19 protein-coding genes and 1 pseudogene are annotated in these 17,333 nt (G+C 56.3%); 4 read left to right on the plus strand and 16 right to left on the minus strand.

All coding sequences use genetic code 11. The features are described 5' to 3' along the window. The 5 genes from AC3B8H_RS09575 to AC3B8H_RS09595 all read right to left on the minus strand — a co-directional run. Positions 1-266, minus strand: a 266-nt coding sequence (locus AC3B8H_RS09575; protein WP_488441363.1) for a hypothetical protein, incomplete at its 3' end; no start/stop codon positions are given. 21 nt (positions 267-287) lie between these two features. Further along, a complete protein-coding gene (locus AC3B8H_RS09580) occupies positions 288-1,025 on the minus strand; it encodes a tRNA threonylcarbamoyladenosine dehydratase (protein ID WP_488441364.1) in 738 nt (245 codons plus the stop codon). Further along, complete coding sequence (locus AC3B8H_RS09585; protein WP_488441365.1) at positions 1,022-1,687, minus strand: TatD family hydrolase; 666 nt, start codon at positions 1,685-1,687, stop codon at positions 1,022-1,024. Before AC3B8H_RS09585 ends, AC3B8H_RS09580 begins: the two co-directional genes overlap by 4 nt. Before the next feature lie 327 nt (positions 1,688-2,014). Beyond that, on the minus strand, positions 2,015-2,242 hold the full coding sequence (locus AC3B8H_RS09590; protein ID WP_488441366.1) for a rubredoxin: 228 nt from the start codon (positions 2,240-2,242) through the stop codon (positions 2,015-2,017). Further along, positions 2,239-3,087, minus strand: a complete 849-nt coding sequence (locus AC3B8H_RS09595; protein WP_488441367.1) for a hydrogenase expression/formation protein — start codon at positions 3,085-3,087, stop codon at positions 2,239-2,241. Before AC3B8H_RS09595 ends, AC3B8H_RS09590 begins: the two co-directional genes overlap by 4 nt. A gap of 186 nt (positions 3,088-3,273) precedes the next feature. Here AC3B8H_RS09595 and AC3B8H_RS09600 point away from each other — a divergent pair. After that, positions 3,274-3,810, plus strand: a pseudogene (locus AC3B8H_RS09600) (REP-associated tyrosine transposase). A 94-nt stretch (positions 3,811-3,904) separates the two neighbouring features. Here AC3B8H_RS09600 and AC3B8H_RS09605 read toward each other — a convergent pair. The 10 genes from AC3B8H_RS09605 to AC3B8H_RS09650 all read right to left on the minus strand — a co-directional run bounded on the left by AC3B8H_RS09605 (position 3,905) and on the right by AC3B8H_RS09650 (position 12,164). After that, positions 3,905-5,209, minus strand: a complete 1,305-nt coding sequence (locus AC3B8H_RS09605; RefSeq protein WP_488441368.1) for an ankyrin repeat domain-containing protein — start codon at positions 5,207-5,209, stop codon at positions 3,905-3,907. Between the two features lie 641 nt (positions 5,210-5,850). Continuing rightward, positions 5,851-6,126, minus strand: coding sequence for a hypothetical protein (locus tag AC3B8H_RS09610; RefSeq protein WP_488441369.1), 276 nt, complete (start codon positions 6,124-6,126; stop codon positions 5,851-5,853). 305 nt (positions 6,127-6,431) lie between these two features. Continuing rightward, entirely contained in the window at positions 6,432-6,656 is a 225-nt protein-coding gene (locus AC3B8H_RS09615; RefSeq protein ID WP_488441370.1) for an addiction module protein, read from the minus strand. Positions 6,657-6,881: 225 nt separating this feature from the next. Further along, the gene (locus tag AC3B8H_RS09620; RefSeq protein WP_488441371.1) at positions 6,882-7,301 is read right to left on the minus strand and encodes a hydrogenase; all 420 of its coding nucleotides are present in this window, start codon (positions 7,299-7,301) and stop codon (positions 6,882-6,884) included. Continuing rightward, complete coding sequence (locus tag AC3B8H_RS09625) at positions 7,298-7,594, minus strand: HypC/HybG/HupF family hydrogenase formation chaperone (protein WP_488441372.1); 297 nt, start codon at positions 7,592-7,594, stop codon at positions 7,298-7,300. Before AC3B8H_RS09625 ends, AC3B8H_RS09620 begins: the two co-directional genes overlap by 4 nt. After that, on the minus strand, positions 7,594-8,277 hold the full coding sequence (locus AC3B8H_RS09630; RefSeq protein ID WP_488441381.1) for a HyaD/HybD family hydrogenase maturation endopeptidase: 684 nt from the start codon (positions 8,275-8,277) through the stop codon (positions 7,594-7,596). The genes AC3B8H_RS09625 and AC3B8H_RS09630 overlap by 1 nt, the downstream gene beginning before the upstream one ends. Before the next feature lie 2 nt (positions 8,278-8,279). Next, positions 8,280-8,975 carry a Ni/Fe-hydrogenase, b-type cytochrome subunit gene (gene cybH / locus AC3B8H_RS09635; RefSeq protein WP_488441373.1) on the minus strand — a complete coding sequence of 232 codons (696 nt, stop codon included), beginning with the start codon at positions 8,973-8,975 and terminating at the stop codon, positions 8,280-8,282. After that, the gene (locus AC3B8H_RS09640) at positions 8,972-9,184 is read right to left on the minus strand and encodes a hypothetical protein (protein ID WP_488441374.1); all 213 of its coding nucleotides are present in this window, start codon (positions 9,182-9,184) and stop codon (positions 8,972-8,974) included. The genes cybH and AC3B8H_RS09640 overlap by 4 nt, the downstream gene beginning before the upstream one ends. Before the next feature lie 95 nt (positions 9,185-9,279). Continuing rightward, positions 9,280-11,076 carry a nickel-dependent hydrogenase large subunit gene (locus AC3B8H_RS09645; protein WP_488441375.1) on the minus strand — a complete coding sequence of 599 codons (1,797 nt, stop codon included), beginning with the start codon at positions 11,074-11,076 and terminating at the stop codon, positions 9,280-9,282. Between the two features lie 2 nt (positions 11,077-11,078). Further along, positions 11,079-12,164: a hydrogenase small subunit gene (locus AC3B8H_RS09650; RefSeq protein ID WP_488441376.1), complete on the minus strand. Its 1,086-nt coding sequence runs from the start codon at positions 12,162-12,164 to the stop codon at positions 11,079-11,081. A gap of 324 nt (positions 12,165-12,488) precedes the next feature. Here AC3B8H_RS09650 and AC3B8H_RS09655 point away from each other — a divergent pair, with 324 nt between their 5' ends. Genes AC3B8H_RS09655 through AC3B8H_RS09665 form a run of 3 tightly spaced genes read left to right on the plus strand, consistent with a single transcriptional unit; the run spans position 12,489 to position 17,021 of the window. Beyond that, the gene (locus tag AC3B8H_RS09655) at positions 12,489-13,088 is read left to right on the plus strand and encodes a histidine phosphatase family protein (RefSeq protein WP_488441377.1); all 600 of its coding nucleotides are present in this window, start codon (positions 12,489-12,491) and stop codon (positions 13,086-13,088) included. A gap of 41 nt (positions 13,089-13,129) precedes the next feature. Then, positions 13,130-15,931, plus strand: a complete 2,802-nt coding sequence (locus AC3B8H_RS09660; RefSeq protein WP_488441378.1) for a class I adenylate cyclase domain-containing protein — start codon at positions 13,130-13,132, stop codon at positions 15,929-15,931. 49 nt (positions 15,932-15,980) lie between these two features. Further along, entirely contained in the window at positions 15,981-17,021 is a 1,041-nt protein-coding gene (locus AC3B8H_RS09665; RefSeq protein ID WP_488441379.1) for a hypothetical protein, read from the plus strand. A gap of 42 nt (positions 17,022-17,063) precedes the next feature. Here the strand turns inward: AC3B8H_RS09665 and AC3B8H_RS09670 are convergent. Beyond that, a partial coding sequence (locus AC3B8H_RS09670; RefSeq protein ID WP_488441380.1) for a hypothetical protein occupies positions 17,064-17,333 on the minus strand: 270 nt, incomplete at its 5' end.

Below are 17,333 nucleotides of genomic sequence, written 5' to 3' on the forward strand. Positions count from 1 at the left end.
TTCAATTGATCGGGGTAGAGGCCGTAACGGATTTTGAACAGGCTGCGCTGCTTGCCGGGCGGCAGCTGGCGCAGGATTTCGGCAACCCGCTGGTTGATTTCCCGTTGCAAACGAGCCGCCGCATCCTCGCCGGTAGTAGCTGACTGAGTGGTCCGGGGCACCGAGGGCGAACTTTCTGCCGCCGCGCGGCTTGTCAGGGCTCGCAAGCGTTGGCTATTAACCAGCGTGATTTGGCTGGGGCCGCGATTGGTTGGCGATTTGCTCATGATCGATGTGACGGGTCGAGGTCAGTGATGGGCCGGGTCGTGGATTAAGTTGCGGATCACCACCGACGCGCAAACGCCGCCGAAAGCCGCCGGCAGATAGGAAATCGTGCCGTAGGCCGATTTCTTGTAATTGCTGCCGTCGGTGAACATCAACGAATCCTTGTTCACCACTTCCGGCGAAAACACCACTTTCACGCCGCGATGAATGCCGTGCTTGCGCAAGCGTATTCGAATGAACTGGGCGAACGGGCAGTTATAGGTTTTAGAGATGTCGACCACTTTCAAATGGGTCGGATCGAGTTTACCGCCGGCGCCCATCGAACAGACGATTTTCAACTTGCGCGCCTTGGCGGCCCGGATCAAATGAATTTTCGGCGTCAGGCTGTCGATCGCATCGACGATGTAGTCGTAGTGGCATTCGTCCAGCAGCGTGGCGGCGGTATCCGGCGTGATGAATTCGTATTTGATGGTTAGATCGAGGTCGGGATTGATTGCCAGCAGCCGAGCGCCCATCACGTCGGCCTTGGGTTGGCCGTGGGTGGTCGCCAGCGCCGGCAGTTGCCGATTGCGGTTGCTGGCTTCGACCACGTCGCCATCGACGATCGTCATTTTGCCGACGCCGGCCCGGCAGATGAATTCGGCCGCATAGGAACCGACGCCGCCCATGCCGACCACCAACACGTGGGCCTGTTGCAGTTTGTCGAGTTTGGGCTTGCCGATCAGCAATTCGGTACGGGACAGCCAGCTTAAGTCGGTCATCGAAACACTCTATCGAAATTGGCAACGAGTTGGCGTTGCAGCGCGGTTAAATCAAGGCCGCGAATTGTAGCCGCTTCGGCATGGATTGTCGCAATCGAGATGTCGGCCGCGTCGGTTTCCAGGAACACCCGATCCAGCGGCGCGGCCCGCCAGCTGTCGCGCGCCGAGGCGCGCGGGTTCAGTAAGGCTTTACCGAAACTCAAGTAACAACCGGCGCCGACGAGTTGCTCGGCCAAGCCCGGCTTGCCGGTGAAGCCGTGCACGATCCAGGTTTGCCGGGGCAGCAGCGCGCGCTTGAGCGCCAGCAAATCGCCAAAAGCCCGCACGCAATGCACGATCAACGGCTTTTTCCAGCGTTCGGCGCATTCGATCTGACGAATGAAGGTCCGCCGTTGTAACTCGTAAGGAGTCGCGGCGCATCGATCCAAACCGCATTCACCGACCGCGGCCAGATAGGGCGCCAAACGCTCCAAGGCTTCGAAGGCTGGCGTCAGAGTAGGCTCGGCCAGATACCAGGGATGCAATCCGGCGCTGATGCGGGTTCGCCCGGCCGCTGCGATGGCGGCGTCGGCGTCGAAGGTATTCAGCGACGCCAAGTCGAAATTGACCAGACTAAGCGCGGCTTCGGGCCGAGCGGAGTGGCAGTGCAGGTCGATATACATTGAAAGCGCGGCGGCAAGCCCAGGATTGGAAACAGACGCCGCTGAGTGTAACCAAAGCCGATCCAGCGCGCGAATCGAAAGCTTAAACCTAAAAAGAGCCGTTGGGCGATGAAAAATCCGGTTCGTCCTGAGTTCATCGAAGGGCGAGCGGGATTTTTCAATCACCCGGAGGGTGAGTGTGTTGCGAGCCGTCCGTGCTTCGACAAGGCTCTCCTGAGCGCAGCCGAAGGGCTCGGCACGAACGGCTCGCAACACACGCCAACTGCTCTTTTTAGGTTAAATGGTCGAAGTCCAAAGCTTCGCGCAGGGATGGGCCGGCGCTTCGGCTTATACGGGGTCGTCCAACAGCAGAAATCCCGCTTTCGGCGCGCCGCATTGCGGGCAACTCCAATGCTCGGGCAGATCGGCAAAGGCGGTGCCGGGCGGCACTTGCCAGACCGCATCGCCTTCGGCCGGGTCGTAGACATGCCAGCAAATCTTGCATTCCAGCTTGGCCTCGGCCGGCAGCCGCGAGGCATCGCCGCCGTAAGCCCCGGCAAAAAAGCCTTCGCTCACAAATACACCTGCAAGATTTCCTGCAAGCGCTGGTGACTGTCGGCAATGTCTTCCGCCGACGCGCACGCCACCGTCGGCACCTCGCTGACTTCCAGCGTGTTCAGGATCAGCGTGTCCTGCGAATTGAAATAACGCACCCACCAGACATGGCGGGTCGCCGTGGCATCGATCCGGCAGTTGCCGTAACCGCGCGACAGAATCGTCACCGCGCCCTTGCCCAAGCGTTGCTCCAGAAACGCCAAGTCCTGCTCGGTTTGCGGCAGCAAACTCAGGTTGATGATGTGGGCTTCCGCGCCGGGTTGATACTCGGCGATCTTGGCATTCAATTCCGCCAGCAACGGCGGCGCGTTCATCACCCCATCCGGCAACGCGCTCATGTCGGTATCGATATGTTGAGCGGCATCGGCGAAGGCAGTTTGCAAGATGGCTTGCGGGATGATGCCGACTTCCAAGGTGTCGGCGACAATCTGTTTTTGCCCATCCAACCGCTGCGACCGCCAGACGCCGGCCAGCACCGATTCCTGAATTCGCTGGGTCTGCGCGCCGTTACACAGCATGCTGACTTCGCCCTCGCCAAGCAGTTCGTCGACGAACTGGCGATTGGTTTGGTCCAGGGCGATCAAGTCTATGGTTTGGCTGGTTGCCGGGTAGGTCGCTAAATCCTGTTCCAGTTGCTGCAACACGGTTTTGGCTTGCGCGAGATCGGCGCCGTTCAAGTCCACCGAAATCGTCGGCATCCGGTAGGTGGTCATTTCTTCCGGCATCGCCAGATAATCGAGTTCGACGCCGTCTTCCTCGGCGGGTTGGCTGCCTTGGCCGAAAATTGGGAGAGATATGCTGGTCATGTTTTGGTGTTTGGTTGAATTAAGAGGGTGTGTCTATTGGGTGTCGCTATCGCGGTTTATTTGAAGCCAGTTTTACGGAAACCATCCAAGGTTTTCACCCTTACTCGTTCCCACGTGCCGCGTGGGAATGCAGATTTACCGCGCCGGCGGTAAGATACGTATAAGGAACCCGACCAGGTGAAACTGATGGGCCGTAGCCGTTACCGAATTCTCCAGCCGCAATATCCGCACTTCATAACCTGCACCGTGCTCAACTGGATACCCCTGTTCACCCGGCCGTCCACCGTGCAAATCGTACTGGACGCCTTGCATTATCGCCAACAACAGCACGGCTGGCGAATTTACGGCTTTGTGATACTGGAAAATCACATGCATTTGTTGATTCAAGCCGACGATCTAGCCAATCAAATCGCCCATTTCAAATCCTACACCGCTCGCTAGTTAATCGACTATTTACACGAAATCAAAGCCGAGCGGCTATTAGCTCAACTCAAATGGTTTCGCAAAGCGCATAAAACCGACCGCAACTATCAATTGTGGGAAGAAGGCAGCCATCCGCAGCTGATCGAGAATCCCGAAGTCTTACGGCAGAAACTCGATTACATCCACCTCAACCCGGTCAAACGCGGTTACGTCGATTTGCCGGAACATTGGCGCTATTCCAGTGCGCGTAGTTATGCCGGCATGGAAGGCTTATTGCCGATTTATTGGGATTGGTTTTAACCTGACCGCGGCGCGGTTAGTCTGCATTCCCACGCGGCGCGAGGGAACGAGGAATAACAAAAAGACCCAGTTCCGATTATCTGGTGATGATTTGTTATCTGGCCCCTGCCTGAATAAGTAACCTCTCGGCTGACTTATTACCCATATATCTCGCAAATTCAAGTGGGGTGAGTTCCTTTTCGGCAAACGTAATTTCGGGGCCTATAGACAGCGTATTTTCATTGATTCGTTTAATACCGGAAACAGGAAATTCAAAACGGTAACTCTTGTTTAGGTCCATGCCATGCGTCATCAAAATTTTCAGCACCTTCTCCGCCGAATCGTTTTCGGCAGTTACCATCCAAAACCTAACAGACTGATCATCAACTTCCGCACCATTTTCTAACAAAAGCTCAACAATTTCGGGATTATAGGAAGATATCGCCCAAGCCAATGCGCTGTCGACAATCTGCACTTTCAAATTCTTAGCCCCAACGGTTTCTATAAGGACTTTCGCCAAGTTGTAGTCAGCTTCTGGCCCCATTGCGTATTCAAGCGGTGTGACCATCCTATTTTCATCACCCACTTCCGGTTTTTTGGGAAACACATTAGGCAAAGCACCATTTGATAACAGCGCTTCGACCAAATCCAACCGTTTTTCATAAATAGCCACCCATAGCGGTGGTGTTGAATATTCTCCTGATGAATTTATATCCCAGCCTGCGGCAAGCGCTACCTCAAAAGCAGTGAGCCCAGGCAATCGGCTAATCAAATACCATGGATTATTATCAGGCGTTCGATTTTCCTTGGCTTCCCGAAGAATGCGTTCGTCATCTTTTAGAATACGGTAGTATTTTTTCCCGTCCGCTTCTTGAAATTGCTCAAGCTCGCATTCAATAGCAAGCTGGAAATTGTCTGTTACCCGCCATACAGCCCTAGGAGAATTCTCGTCAGTGACAAAAGCGTGGCGTCCTCGATAACCTGCATTCAACACAACGATGTAAGGTACACCATCAATTTCAATCACTCGCTTCTCATAAGAATCTGTAGTAACCGGATTGATTAAGTCTTGCGCCCCGCTAACTTGTATTTCATCCCCTTGCTCACGGCCCGGATTTATCAGCACCAATTCATAGTCGGAGTTGATTCCGGCAACTAACCCCTTGATAGACGCATCAACTGGAAACGAACCAAATATCTCTTGGAAGCCATCACCATTAAGATCTGCTTTAACGGTATAAATTGATGTTTTGAGTATTGACGGAAATGCTTCACGCAAGGATGGCTCATCCTTTAGCACCGAAGATTGGATTTTTCCAGCGTCGGCAATTTCGATTATGGATTGGCAAGCGGTGCTTGATCTGACATTCGTTTGACAACCGGGAAGCAAAAAAAATGACAGCAACAATATTCGATACATCAAACACTCCAAAACTTTTGTGGCAGTTAGTAGGCTGGATAGAGCCAAGTGATACCCAGCAATATAGGCCAAAACTGGGTTTACACTACCGTTCCAACCCAGCCTACCAAAAAACCGTTGCTACACACAATAACCGTTGGAGTGGACTATTCCCGTTATTCCGCCCCGAGCATCGCAGCTTTTGGCGAGACTAGCCCGCAGGGGAGCGGCAAGGATGCCGCTCGTTTTCGGAGGGGCTGGGAAGCCCCTTCCGAAAACCCTCGCCAAAAGCGACAAATTTGCCTGGAGCAAATTTGAACAGCTGATAGGCTGGCCCGCAGGGCGAAAACCATGGATGGTTTTCGTAAAGCGCAGGATTAAGGCGGAATGTCGGGTGGCCTTTTCTTTGGATACTTTCTTTTGGCCAAGCAAAAGAAAGTATCTCGGCCGTCGGGCTGACAAATCGGCAGGATAGCCGATTTGCATGCGGAGCACCCGCGGGGCGAAAAACAGGGAAGTTTTTCGTGAAACTGACTTTAAAACACTCGTCGCGACAGCGACACATTTACTCGAAAAGAATGGAAACCAGAGCTTCCGAGGCAATCTTTCCCAACCTGGAGGTTGTGAACCGGAAAAACTAGCAAACTAGAATAACGCACTCATCAAACATCGAATTTAATCTTCCCATTCGCATACTGATGTATCAACGAACCAATCAACACCTGGTACGGCAAGCCCTGCCTAACCGACTGCGCCTTCAACTGTTCAAGATCGCTTTCCAACAATCGAATACTGACCGTTTTCTTTTTGCCTATTTGGTCGCGAGCGATTTGGCTATAGCGGCTTTTTTCGCCATCCAAATCATCGACACTGACGGCCGCGCTGTCTTCGACATAATCGACAATCTCATTTTCTTCAACCATAAATTCTGTCGCCATGTTCATCCTTTTCAATTAAACCCGCGAAAGCCAATATCCCGGCCTACGCCGATGGTGGGCAAACGCCGTAATCAATATGCGCCCGGCGGAATTTCGATAAAACACCGAATAAGGAAAATGCGATAGACCAACGCGGCGGATTCCTGATGGATGAAGCATTCGCCAAGTTTCCGGTTTTTGCACAATCAAATTCAAGACACGTTCGAAGTCATCAATCAACAAAGCACCAAGCCGGTTTTGTTTATCTTGGTAAAACCGAATCGCTTCCAGATATTAGGCTTCCGCCTCGGGAAGAAACTCGTAGTTCACTTAATCAAGGTACGGGCTTTCTCGGCAACTACCTTGCCGGAAATAGATTGCACTTTGCCAGCGTCGAACTCAGCGACGCGACGCGCCGATTCCTCGCCCCATAACCGCTCGAACTCCGACTCGGAAACTTCCTCGAGGCTCAATAACAGCCGCTGCGCCAAAGCGGCCCGGTCTTGAAGCGGTAAGGAAAATATTTCGGCTTCCAGTTGTTTGAGATTCATATCGGCGATACTCCCGTAAAGTAGAAAACTCAGTCACGCCACTACTGGCTCGACGGGGATAGTATACGTCCAACCTCATTTCCGTCGCGATAGCGACACCAAATTGTTAAAGAGCCGATGAGATTCCCCTCACCCTAACCCTCTCCCGCAGGGAGAGGGAATTAGACCGCTAAGTTATTTAAAGCCCGCGAACACCGACAGCAAGCACCGTCCTAAAAATCAAAACTATGCGTGTCCAACGCCGCAAACCTTATCCAAATCGAAACCGGGCGGTTGGCAGGTCTCGGCGGCTAAAATCCGGGTGATTTCGCGGCCGTATTCCGGCCAGTCCCGCAGGCCGCTGATCGTTCCCAAATATTCGCCGCGGCGCAGGAAAATCAAGGTCGGCCAGCCGGTGAAGCGGTAGCGGGCTTGCAGTTCGCGTTCGATGCCGCGGTCAACCAGCGCGCCTTGCATTAAGCCGCTAAAGGCTTTCAGCAATTCGGGCAGAATCACCGCCAAGTCCGCGCTTTCCGGGAACATCACCGGATCGCCGGCGAAGAACAACACCACGTCGGCGTTGCCGTAAACGAAGTGATCGAAGTTGTCGGCATTCAACAGCGGTAAACCGTATTGGCTGACCAAGCGGGCGACGGGGGTGGTCATGATTGTAAAAACTCCGGTAATTGCGGTTCGCGGTCCACCAGGTCGGCGAATAAATGGTCGAAATCGGTTTGACCGGCCATCGCCAGCCGCATCGCTTCCAGCGCGTCGCTGATTTGCGCGGCGCGCTCGGAACTGAGCACTTCGCGGGCGGTGTCCAGAAACACCAGCAGCCAAGTACCGGCCGCTTGTTCGCCGACCAGCATCATATCGATTTGGCTATGCTGACCGCGATAAACGCAGATCGCCGTCTCGCCGCGCGATTCGACGATTTGCATCGGAATGCCTATGCACATCAGTATTTCCCCCGATAGTCGACATCAACTTGTAAGCCCGGTTGCTCGGGCGCTTGCGGCGGCCGCACTTCAAAGGCGTTTGACAGCACGATGCGCTCGTCGCCGAGCCGGCAGGCAATTTCAGGCGCCGGGCGCTCTTGTTCGTAGCGCTGGATGTCCAGGATGGGATCGGTCAAGTCTCTGGGAACGTCAACGGCATCGGCGACCACGCCGAACTCGGCCAGGTAGGCAATGGCAACGTCGATCGCCGGCTGAATTTGCGCCTTCACACTCGGCCGCAAACTGCCGCCGTAGTCCTCCAATTCTTCCGGCTGCACGCCGATCAGCAACAGACGTTCCGGATAGTCGCCCAACATTTGCGCCATTGCCAACACTTCTTGGAAGCCGGTCTGGTGCAGGCTCATTTTCTTGGCGCCGAGGAAGCTCGGGACGTCCGCGTCCTCGACAATTTTCAATGTGGCCGGCGGCAGGCCGTAATCGACCGCGTCGAACACCACCAGCACGTCGGCGTTTTGCACGTAGTCCACTAAATACACGCCCTGAGTGCCGCCGTCCAGCACCGTGACGTGCTCGGCGAACCGGTAATATTTTTGCAGATGTTCGATGACGCGAACGCCGAATCCCTCGTCGGCCCACAGCAGGTTGCCGATGCCCAGCAACAGAATTCGCGGCGTGGCGGGCATGCTCAATGGGCGTCGTCGATGGGTTTGTCGTCCTTGAAGACGCGCCAACCGGTGACGATTGTCGACAGCATGCTTTGTCCGGACAATTTTTCCTCGCGCACCGCCACGTAGACGTGTATCACCACGAAACAAACGATGAGCCACATCACCAAATGATGCCAGGTATGTACGGTCTGGCTGTCGCCGAACAAGGGCAGCAGCCAACTGCTGAACAGCGCGTATTGCCAACTGCCTTGGCCTTCGCCTTCGCCGTACAACGCAAATCCGGTCACGATCATGAACAAGGCGCCCCAAACGAAGGCAAAATGCATCGCCAGGATCGCCAGCGGATTGTGACCGATATAATGGCGCGGCTGTTTTTCCAGAAAGCAATACCAACGGATTTCACACCAGACGCCGTCCCAAAAATGGCCTTGCAGCAGCGGCGGCAGAAAGATTTGACGAGCATGCTCGTTGCCGGCATAGGCCCAGTAAGCCCGGCCGGCAATGCCTATCGCCAGCAGGTAGCCGGCGGCGAAATGCGCAAAGCGGATATAGCCCATCAAGAAATGCTCGGAGGCTTCGCCGGCCGGCGAAGCCAACGGCGAGGCGATCAGATAGCCGCTGATAGCCAATACCACGATGGCCAACGCATTCAGCGAATGCCATAGCCGAACCGGCAGTTCGTAGACGTAAACCGGAGCGGTCGGCGTGCTCATTTCGAGCTCCGGCGGCTGTTGGCCCATGTTTTGACGACCAGCATCGCGACCAAGCTCAACATGGCCGCCGCCAAATAGGGCAACCAGCGTTGATACGACAGAATCCAGTGTTCCAGGCCGTGGCTCAAGCTGTCGATGCCGGGGTGACTGTGAGCTTCGGCGGAACCGAACGCGAGTAACAAGATGGCGAATGTCAAAAATTTGTTCATTGGGATCTCCCGGAAGAGGTGGCTAGGCTCGCCGCCTGCCACCTGTATTAATTCCGCGGCGGATAGCCCTGTGCGTATCCGCGCTGTCAGTGGTGTTATCGGACTTTTACGCTGGTGAGTTCCTGCCCGTCCGGGCTAATCACGTGGGTTGAACAGGCCAGACAAGGATCGAAGCTGTGCAACGTACGCAAAATCTCGACCGGTTCTTCCGGACGCTCGACTTTAGTGTTCATCAGCGAAGCCTCGAACGCGCCGATATTGCCTTGCTCGTCGCGCGGCGAGCCGTTCCAGGTGGTCGGCACCACGCATTGGTAATTGGCGATCTTGGTGTTTTCGATTTTCAGCCAATGGCCCAACGCGCCGCGCGGTGCTTCGGTGAAGCCGACGCCCTTGACGCTGGTCGGCCAGGTGTCCGGATCCCAACGCTCGACGTTGGCGGTGGACAGGTCGCCGGCCTTGACGTTGGTGATCAGCTTGTCCATAAAGTAACGCATCTTGCCGGCCGCCCACTGGGCTTCCAGGCCGCGCGCGGCGGTGCGGCCCAGCGTCGAGAACAACGCGCTGACCGGCACGTCCAGCGTTTTCAACACGAAATTGATTTGCTCGGTAATTTCCTTATTGCCTTGGGCGTAGCCGATCACATAGCGGGCCAGCGGACCGACTTCCATCGCGTGACCGCGCCAGCGCGGCGCCTTGATCCAGGAATACTTGGCCGATTCGTCCAATTCCATGATGTGGGTGCGATCGCCCTTGGTGTTCGAGCCCAGCTTGTAATTGGGATCGGTGATGCCGTCCCAGGGGTGCAGGCCGGCGGCTTCGTCCGGGTATTTGTACCAGGAGTGCGGTACGAATTCCTGAATCTGCTTGGGATCGGTCAGATCGACTTCGTGGACCTTGCTCAGATCGCCGTTGATGATCGCGCCACGCGGCATCAGCAAGTTGGCCGCCGAGTAGTCGTTGGCTTTGTCCGGAATGTCGCCGTATGACAGCAGGCTTTGGCCGGAAATGCCGCCACCGTACAACCAGCCTTTGTAAAACTGGGCAATCGCCAGTAAATCCGGGATGTAGATTTGGTCGATGAAGGTGATGGTGCGGTCGATGATCGACGAAATCAGGTTCAAGCGTTCCATGTTGACCGCGCCGACCGCGCCGACGCCGTCGATATTGATCGCGCACGGCACGCCGCCGACCAACCAGTTCGGATGCGGGTCCTTGCCGCCGAAGATGGTGCGGATTTTCATAATGTCTTTTTGAAAATCCAGCGCTTCCAGATAGTGGGTGACTGCCAGTAAGTCGGCTTCCGGCGGTAGTAAATACGCCGGATTGCTCCAGTAGCCGTTTTTGAACGGGCCGAGCTGGCCGGATTCGACAAACTTTTTCAGCCGGTTTTGGGTATCGCGGAAGTAACCCGGCGAGGATTTAGGATTGCTCGGCGAAATTTGTTGCTGCAACGCCGAGGTCGCGACCGGATCGGCTTTCAGCGCGTTGACCGGGTTGACCCAATCCAACGCGTGCAAATGATAGAAATGCACCAAGTGGTCGTGGGCCTGCAAACTCAATTGCATGATGTTGCGGATCGAGTTGGCGTTTTCCGGGATTTTGATTTTCAACGCGTCTTCGACCGCGCGTACCGAGGTCAACGCGTGGGTACCGGTACAGACGCCGCAGATGCGTTGCACGAAGGCCCAAGCATCGCGCGGGTCCCGGCCTTTCAGGATCACTTCCAGACCGCGCCACATGGTGCCGCTGGACACCGCGTTGCGAATGATGTTTTCCTCGTCGATATTGACTTCGCAACGCATGTGGCCTTCGATCCGGGTGACCGGATCGACCACCACGCGGCGGCCGGCGTCGTTCAGATGAAAACCGTTGGGGGTAGCAGTGACGGTCATGATTATTCGGCTCCGGGTTGTTTATCGGCTTGTTTGGCGCGGTTCAAGGCAGTCAGGCCGGCATGAGCGGCGACGCCGGCGGTGACGATGCCGGCGGCGGTGCCGCCGACCACGTCGGCGTTGGCTTCGATGCCGAACTGGTTGATGCCGGTCAGGCGGTCGTAAAAACTGCCCTTATCCCAGAAACCGTCCTCGGAACAACCGATACAGCCGTGGCCGGACTGGATCGGAAACGACGTGCCTTCGTTCCATTTCACCGTGGAGCAGGCGTTGTAAGTGGTCGGTCCCTTGCAGCCCATTTTGTACAGGCAATGGCCTTGGCGGGCGGCTTCGTCGTCCCATTGCTCGACGAACTGGCCGGCGTCGAAATGCGGCCTTCTATAGCATTTGTCGTGGATGCGCTGGCTGTAAAACATCTGCGGCCGGCCTTGTTTGTCCAAGGTCGGCAGTTTGTCGAAGGTCAATAAATACGCCACCACCGCGGTCATGACTTCGGCGATCGGCGGGCAGCCCGGCACTTTGATGATGGGTTTGTCAGCCAAACCCGGCACTTTGTGTACCGGCGTGGCGCGGGTCGGATTGGGTTTGGCGGCCTGCACGCAACCCCACGACGCGCAGGAGCCCCAGGAAATGATGGCTTTACAGCTTTCGGCGGCGTACTTGAGTTGCTCGACGAAAGGCTTGCCGCCGATGATGCAGTACATGCCGTCCTCGGCCAGCGGCGGATTGCCTTCCACGGCCAGGATGTAATTGCCTTTGTATTTTTCGACGATTTCATCGACGATGGCTTCGGCGTTATGGCCGGCAGCGGCCATGATGGTGTCGTCGTAATCCAAGGACAGCATCGACAGAATCACGTCTTTAGCCAGCGGATGGCCGGAACGGATGAAGGATTCCGAACAACAGGTGCATTCCAGACCGTGCAGCCACAACACCGGAATGCGCGGCTTGGTTTCCATCGCATGGGCGATTTTCGGCGCGAACGCCGGACTCAAGCCCAGCGACGCGGCGGTCAGGCTGCAAAACTTCAAGAAGCTGCGGCGGGTGATGCCCTGCCGGCGCATCACATCGTAAAAGGTTTCGATCATGGACACTCCTGGCGTTGCCATACGCGATCCGCGCGGGGCGGATCTGCGGATTCGGCCGTCCCGGCTCGAATTCGCGGTTATTGTTTTTTTCCGGCGGCGCTGGGGCCGGCCGGTTGAAGCCCGCAGAGCTTACGCAACATCCATGCCGAGCGACTGGTGGCGCCATTACCTTGAAAATCCCGTGGGAAATATGGATGAGATTGTCTAAATTGCAACAAAGCAGACAATCGCGCGCCGAAAATGACGTTTATGCGACAAGGCCGGCTGGCGGGTTGCCGCCGACCGACTAGGATAGAATCTTGGTTTTTTGCGAGGAAGCGCGGGTTGACTGTAGAGACCACCACCATCGATTTACTTCGTCATGGCGAAGCACAAGGCGGCGCGGTTTACCGGGGCAGCCGCGACGACGCATTGACCGAGCAAGGCTGGCAAGCCATGGAAGCCCGTTGCGGAGGCGGCGATTGGGATAGCGTGGTAAGTTCGCCGCTAAGACGATGCCGGGATTTTGCCACTGCCTACGCCGCCCGGTACGGCTTGCCGTTGGAAATTTTACCGGCCTGGCGGGAAATAGACTTCGGTGCGTGGGAGGGGCGGGCCGCGGCGGAGATTCAGACGTCCGACCCCGAGCGCTGGGCGGCTTTTTGCGAACACCCCTACGCTTGCCCGCCACCCGGCGGCGAGGCCTATGCCGATTTCGCGGCGCGGGTGAGCACGGGGTGGCGGCGCGTCGTCGACGGCCACGCCGGCCAGCGGGTGTTGGCGGTTTGCCACGCCGGCGTGATTCGCTGTCTGTTCAACGTATTGTTGGACTTGCCGGTGGAGCGCGGCTTCGCGATTGCGGTGCCGCACGCCGGATTGACCCGGTTTACTTGCTACCGGGACGGCGGTGGCGAATTCGTTAGACTGGAAGCGCATCTGGCCTGAAGCCTCTATACTAGACGGCAAACTCAGCGAATTCGGCATCCGTGATCAATCGACTTCCCGCTATTCAATTGGGCGCTCCCGGCGAAGACATCAGCCGCAAGGACTTGCAGGCCGTCGTTCAACGCTTCAAGCATTTTAATCAGCAGCGTCTGCAAAGAGTTCAAAGCTTGCTGCAGCCGCGGCAACAAGAGTTTTTAAAATTGCTGCCGCTGCTGTTTCATCAAAACCACCCCTTGCTACCCGGATTCGTGGCGTTGGAAACGCCGGCCGGGATTCCGGATTACGCGCCGACCAAGCAAACATTGGACGCGGCGAAGCAATTCAGCAAGGGTTTTGTCTTTAAGCGCAAGGCGCTGCGCCAGCATCCGATCGATGCGATCTATCTGATGGGCAGCGTCGGCAGCATGGCGTTTTCCAGGGACAGCGACATCGATATCTGGTTGTGCCACGCGCCGGGTTTGGCCGCCGACCAACTGGCGGAACTGGAACAAAAGGCCCGCGACATCGAAAAATGGGCGGCGTCGCTGAAGTTGGAAACCCACTTTTTTCTGATGGATGCCGGCCAATTCTCACGCGGAGAGAACACCCCGATTTCGAAGGAAAGTAGCGGCGAAACGCAACACTATCTGTTGCTGGAAGAGTTCTACCGCACCTCGATTTATATTGCCGGTCGAATTCCGCTCTGGTGGCTGGTGCCGCCGGAGCAAGACCATCAATACCCGCAATACATCAAGCACTTGCTCGAAAACCGTTTTGTTTCCGAGCCGGAGGTGATCGATTTCGGCGGCATGCACCAGGTGCCGGTTGCCGAATTTGCCAGCGCGACGCTGTGGCATATCTTCAAGTCCTTGACTTCGCCGCACAAATCGCTGCTAAAGCTGTTTTTAATGGAAAGCTATGCCAGCGAATTTCCGACGCCGCGCTGGCTGTGCCTGGCGCTGAAGCGCGCGATCTATCAAGGCGAGTTTAGTGTCGATAGTCTTGATCCCTACCTAATGATCTACAGCAAGGTGGACGCCTATTTGCGCGGCATCGACGGCGGGCGGCGCCTGGAATTGGCCCGCGAATGTTTTTACCTGAAGATTGTCGGCACCAGTGGCGCCGCGATCGAAAACCGGGTTCGTCAGATGCAGCAGGACTTCCTGCGGGAGGTGGCCGAGCAATGGCAATGGCCCGACGATTTGCTGGACAATCTGGCGACGGTGCGTTTTTGGGACATTGCCAAGGCCGGCGCCGAACATGCGGTAATTCGTCAACAGCTGCGGCAATGCCTAAAAATGATTCTGCAATTCGTCGGCATGCCGTTGGATCAAGCGCAGCGCGAGAATCAAGATTTGAAGCTGATTGGCCGCAAGTTGAAAGTCGAGTTGGATTTGCGTCCGGGCAAGATCGAAGTGCTGTCCACTCGTCAGGCGGTGCAAAACAAACCCGATTTGTTGGTCGCGGCGGAAGTCAAGGCCGGTTCGGATGCGCCGACTTGGTACTTGTTCACGGAACGGCCGTCCGCCAGGCAAATGGCGCTCGAGCGCGCGGTGAAGCGGGGCGACAGTTTGCTGGAGTTGCTGTGCTGGGCCGTGATCAACGGTTTATATAAAAAGAGCATTAACCTGCACGTTTTGGAATCCGGTTCCGCCCAAGCCGGCGGCGAGGCTCAACAGTTGTTGGGTGAATTAAACCAGTTTCTGACGCGCCATCTGTTGAGTCGAGAAGCCGATCTTACCGTCTACAACCGCCCCAATCGTTTGCAAGCCTCGCTGTTGCTGGTCAACTGGCGCGACAAATTGCCGGTGGACAGCGGCCATGCCAAGCAACTGGTGATGAGTGAACGCGCCGATCCGCTCAGTTACGGCGACAACCGTTTATGTTTCGTACTGGGGATGCAACGCTTGTCGATCAGCGAGTGGGGTGAAGCGACCCTACACCACTACAGCGGCTTGGAGGGGGTCTTCACTTGCTTGACCGAGCTATTCAACGACGGCGTAAAGCCGGTGGCTACCGGCCAGATGGCGGCGTTGTGCTATACCCCGGTGCGCGGCCGCAGTATCGTCAGTCGGCTGGAAGCCCTGTTCGGCCGGTTGACGGCCATCGCCCACCGACCGGCGGCGCCGTACCAGCGTTATGTCACCGCGGCTGGCGGCGGTTACGCGATGTTTGTGTTGAACGGCGAGCATCTGAACTATTACTTACTGGAAACTCAGCCCCAATTGCTGCACGAGTTAGCCAAACCGCACGGTCAATACGCACCGGTGTTTTTCGACGATTACGTGCTCGAACAGACCTATATCCCGTTTCTATATCAATACAATCAGCCGGGCACCGTCCAATTGTTCTACCATGCCACCAGCAAGCACGTTGGGGTTTATATCGTCGACGAGTACGGGGCACTGTATTTGCGCCAGCATGCCAATGCCAGCGCGGAGCACGTGCTGGCCCATTACTCGGTATTTTTCGCGACCTTAATAGCCCAGGACCGCTTGCCGCAAACCCCGCTCCTTAAATACTACGAGATCTACCGGAACTCGGCCGGCGTGGTTTCCTGTCATCCGGCCCAGCCCATATTAAAGGCCAGCACCATGGATCTGAGCGTACGCATTGCCGGCGAGACGCCCAGCCGGTTGGGTGTGTATTGCAACGAGCGCTGGTTTCCGCTTGACGATCCGAGCGGCTTTGGCGCGGTCCGCCAGCACATATTGAGCTTTCGAAAGGCCAGCGAGAATTATCCCTTCCACATCACCGAGATCGAGGTTCCCTGCCAAGCCATGGGCGCCGACCATCCGGATCAATTGCAAACCGTGCATTTCCTTGGCTTTAAGCAAAAAATTGAGGATAAATTAAATATTTAGGCCCGCCCGCCGATAACCGGATCGCACTATTTTTTAAGTAGGGGGCTTTATGATCATTGACAACGCCGCCATCAAAATGCTGGGTCGGCACCAACAGCAACAGCTCAGTCAGCGCGAGGAATCGTTGCGCATCCGCCATCCTGACCGGCGGTCCGGCGAATCGCGCCGGCCGGCCGGCGAACAGTTAACTCTCAGCCGAGCCGGTCAAGCCAAACAGGCCAATCAATCTGGCGGGACCAAGGCGCTGGATACCGAGAAACCGGTTGAATCGAAAGACAGTTTGATGATGCAAATCATCCGGCGCATGGTCAAGGAAATCACCGGCCGGGATCTGAAAACCTTCAGCCCCGACCAACTGGCGGCCGGCGCCGAGCAGCCGACCTACCAGGATCAACAGCCCGCGCCGGCCGCGCCAGCGGACAACGGGGGGCTGACCTATCAACAGACGCTGAGCTACTTCGAAAGCGAAACCACTTCGTTCAGCGCCGAGGGGACGATTAATACCCGGGACGGTCAGTCCTTGAGTTTTTCGCTGTCGCTGAATATGAGCCGGAGTTTTTACGCCGAAGTCAGCAACACGATACAGATCGGCGAAACCCAAAAAAAAGACCCCTTGGTGATCAATTTCGAGGGCATGGCCGCCGAACTGACCAGTAGTTCCTTCCAATTCGACATCGACGCCGACGGCACGCCGGACCAGATTGCCGGCCTGAAATCCGGCAGCGGCTTGTTGGCTTTGGACAAAAACAACGACGGCAGCGTCAACGACGGTTCCGAACTGTTCGGCGCGTTGACCGGCAACGGCTTCGCCGAATTGGCCAACTACGATCAGGATGGCAACCAGTTCATCGACGCCGCCGATGCCATCTATCAAAAACTCAGAATCTGGCAGCGCCACGCCGACGGTAGCCAACAATTACTGGCGTTGGGCGCGAAGAATATCGGTGCGATCTACCTGGGCCATCTGACCACGCCGTTCCAACTGAAGGACGAGCAGAACCAGTCGCGCGCGGAAATCGCCAGCAGCGGTTTCTATTTAACCGAGCAGGGCCAGGCCGGTAGCGTGCAACAACTGAACTTCATGGTCTGACAATCAGCGGCTCCGGCCAAGCATGGCCGGAGCCGCCGGCGCTTAAAAACGGTAGGAAATTTCGCCGTACACGCTACGGCCGGCTTGCCGATAAAACGAGAAATACTCCCTATCCAACAAATTGTTCACCGAAAACGCCAGATCGATGTTTTGGGTGGCTTGGTAGGCAATGCGGGTATCGACCAGGAAATACGGATCGTAGCTGCCGTACACGCGGTTGACGGTATCCGAATTGTCGTCGTTGGCACTGGAAAATTGCTTGCCGACATAGCGGCCGACGATGCCGCCGCTCCACTGTCGGTATTTAATGTC

The sequence above is a fragment of the Methylomonas sp. BG-2 genome (assembly GCF_057766305.1).

Bases quoted from the DNA above. Each gene is read 5' to 3' on its own strand.
- AC3B8H_RS09630 (WP_488441381.1), bottom strand. From the start codon at position 8,277: ATGCCCGCCACGCCGCGAATTCTGTTGCTGGGCATCGGCAACCTGCTG.
- AC3B8H_RS09595 (WP_488441367.1), bottom strand. From the start codon at position 3,087: ATGACCAGCATATCTCTCCCAATTTTCGGCCAAGGCAGCCAACCCGCC.
- AC3B8H_RS09585 (WP_488441365.1), bottom strand. From the start codon at position 1,687: ATGTATATCGACCTGCACTGCCACTCCGCTCGGCCCGAAGCCGCGCTT.
- AC3B8H_RS09645 (WP_488441375.1), bottom strand. From the start codon at position 11,076: ATGACCGTCACTGCTACCCCCAACGGTTTTCATCTGAACGACGCCGGC.
- AC3B8H_RS09615 (WP_488441370.1), bottom strand. From the start codon at position 6,656: ATGAATCTCAAACAACTGGAAGCCGAAATATTTTCCTTACCGCTTCAA.
- AC3B8H_RS09665 (WP_488441379.1), top strand. From the start codon at position 15,981: ATGATCATTGACAACGCCGCCATCAAAATGCTGGGTCGGCACCAACAG.
- AC3B8H_RS09610 (WP_488441369.1), bottom strand. From the start codon at position 6,126: ATGGCGACAGAATTTATGGTTGAAGAAAATGAGATTGTCGATTATGTC.
- AC3B8H_RS09625 (WP_488441372.1), bottom strand. From the start codon at position 7,594: ATGTGCATAGGCATTCCGATGCAAATCGTCGAATCGCGCGGCGAGACG.
- AC3B8H_RS09620 (WP_488441371.1), bottom strand. From the start codon at position 7,301: ATGACCACCCCCGTCGCCCGCTTGGTCAGCCAATACGGTTTACCGCTG.
- AC3B8H_RS09640 (WP_488441374.1), bottom strand. From the start codon at position 9,184: ATGAACAAATTTTTGACATTCGCCATCTTGTTACTCGCGTTCGGTTCC.
- AC3B8H_RS09605 (WP_488441368.1), bottom strand. From the start codon at position 5,209: ATGTATCGAATATTGTTGCTGTCATTTTTTTTGCTTCCCGGTTGTCAA.
- AC3B8H_RS09580 (WP_488441364.1), bottom strand. From the start codon at position 1,025: ATGACCGACTTAAGCTGGCTGTCCCGTACCGAATTGCTGATCGGCAAG.
- AC3B8H_RS09650 (WP_488441376.1), bottom strand. From the start codon at position 12,164: ATGATCGAAACCTTTTACGATGTGATGCGCCGGCAGGGCATCACCCGC.
- cybH (WP_488441373.1), bottom strand. From the start codon at position 8,975: ATGAGCACGCCGACCGCTCCGGTTTACGTCTACGAACTGCCGGTTCGG.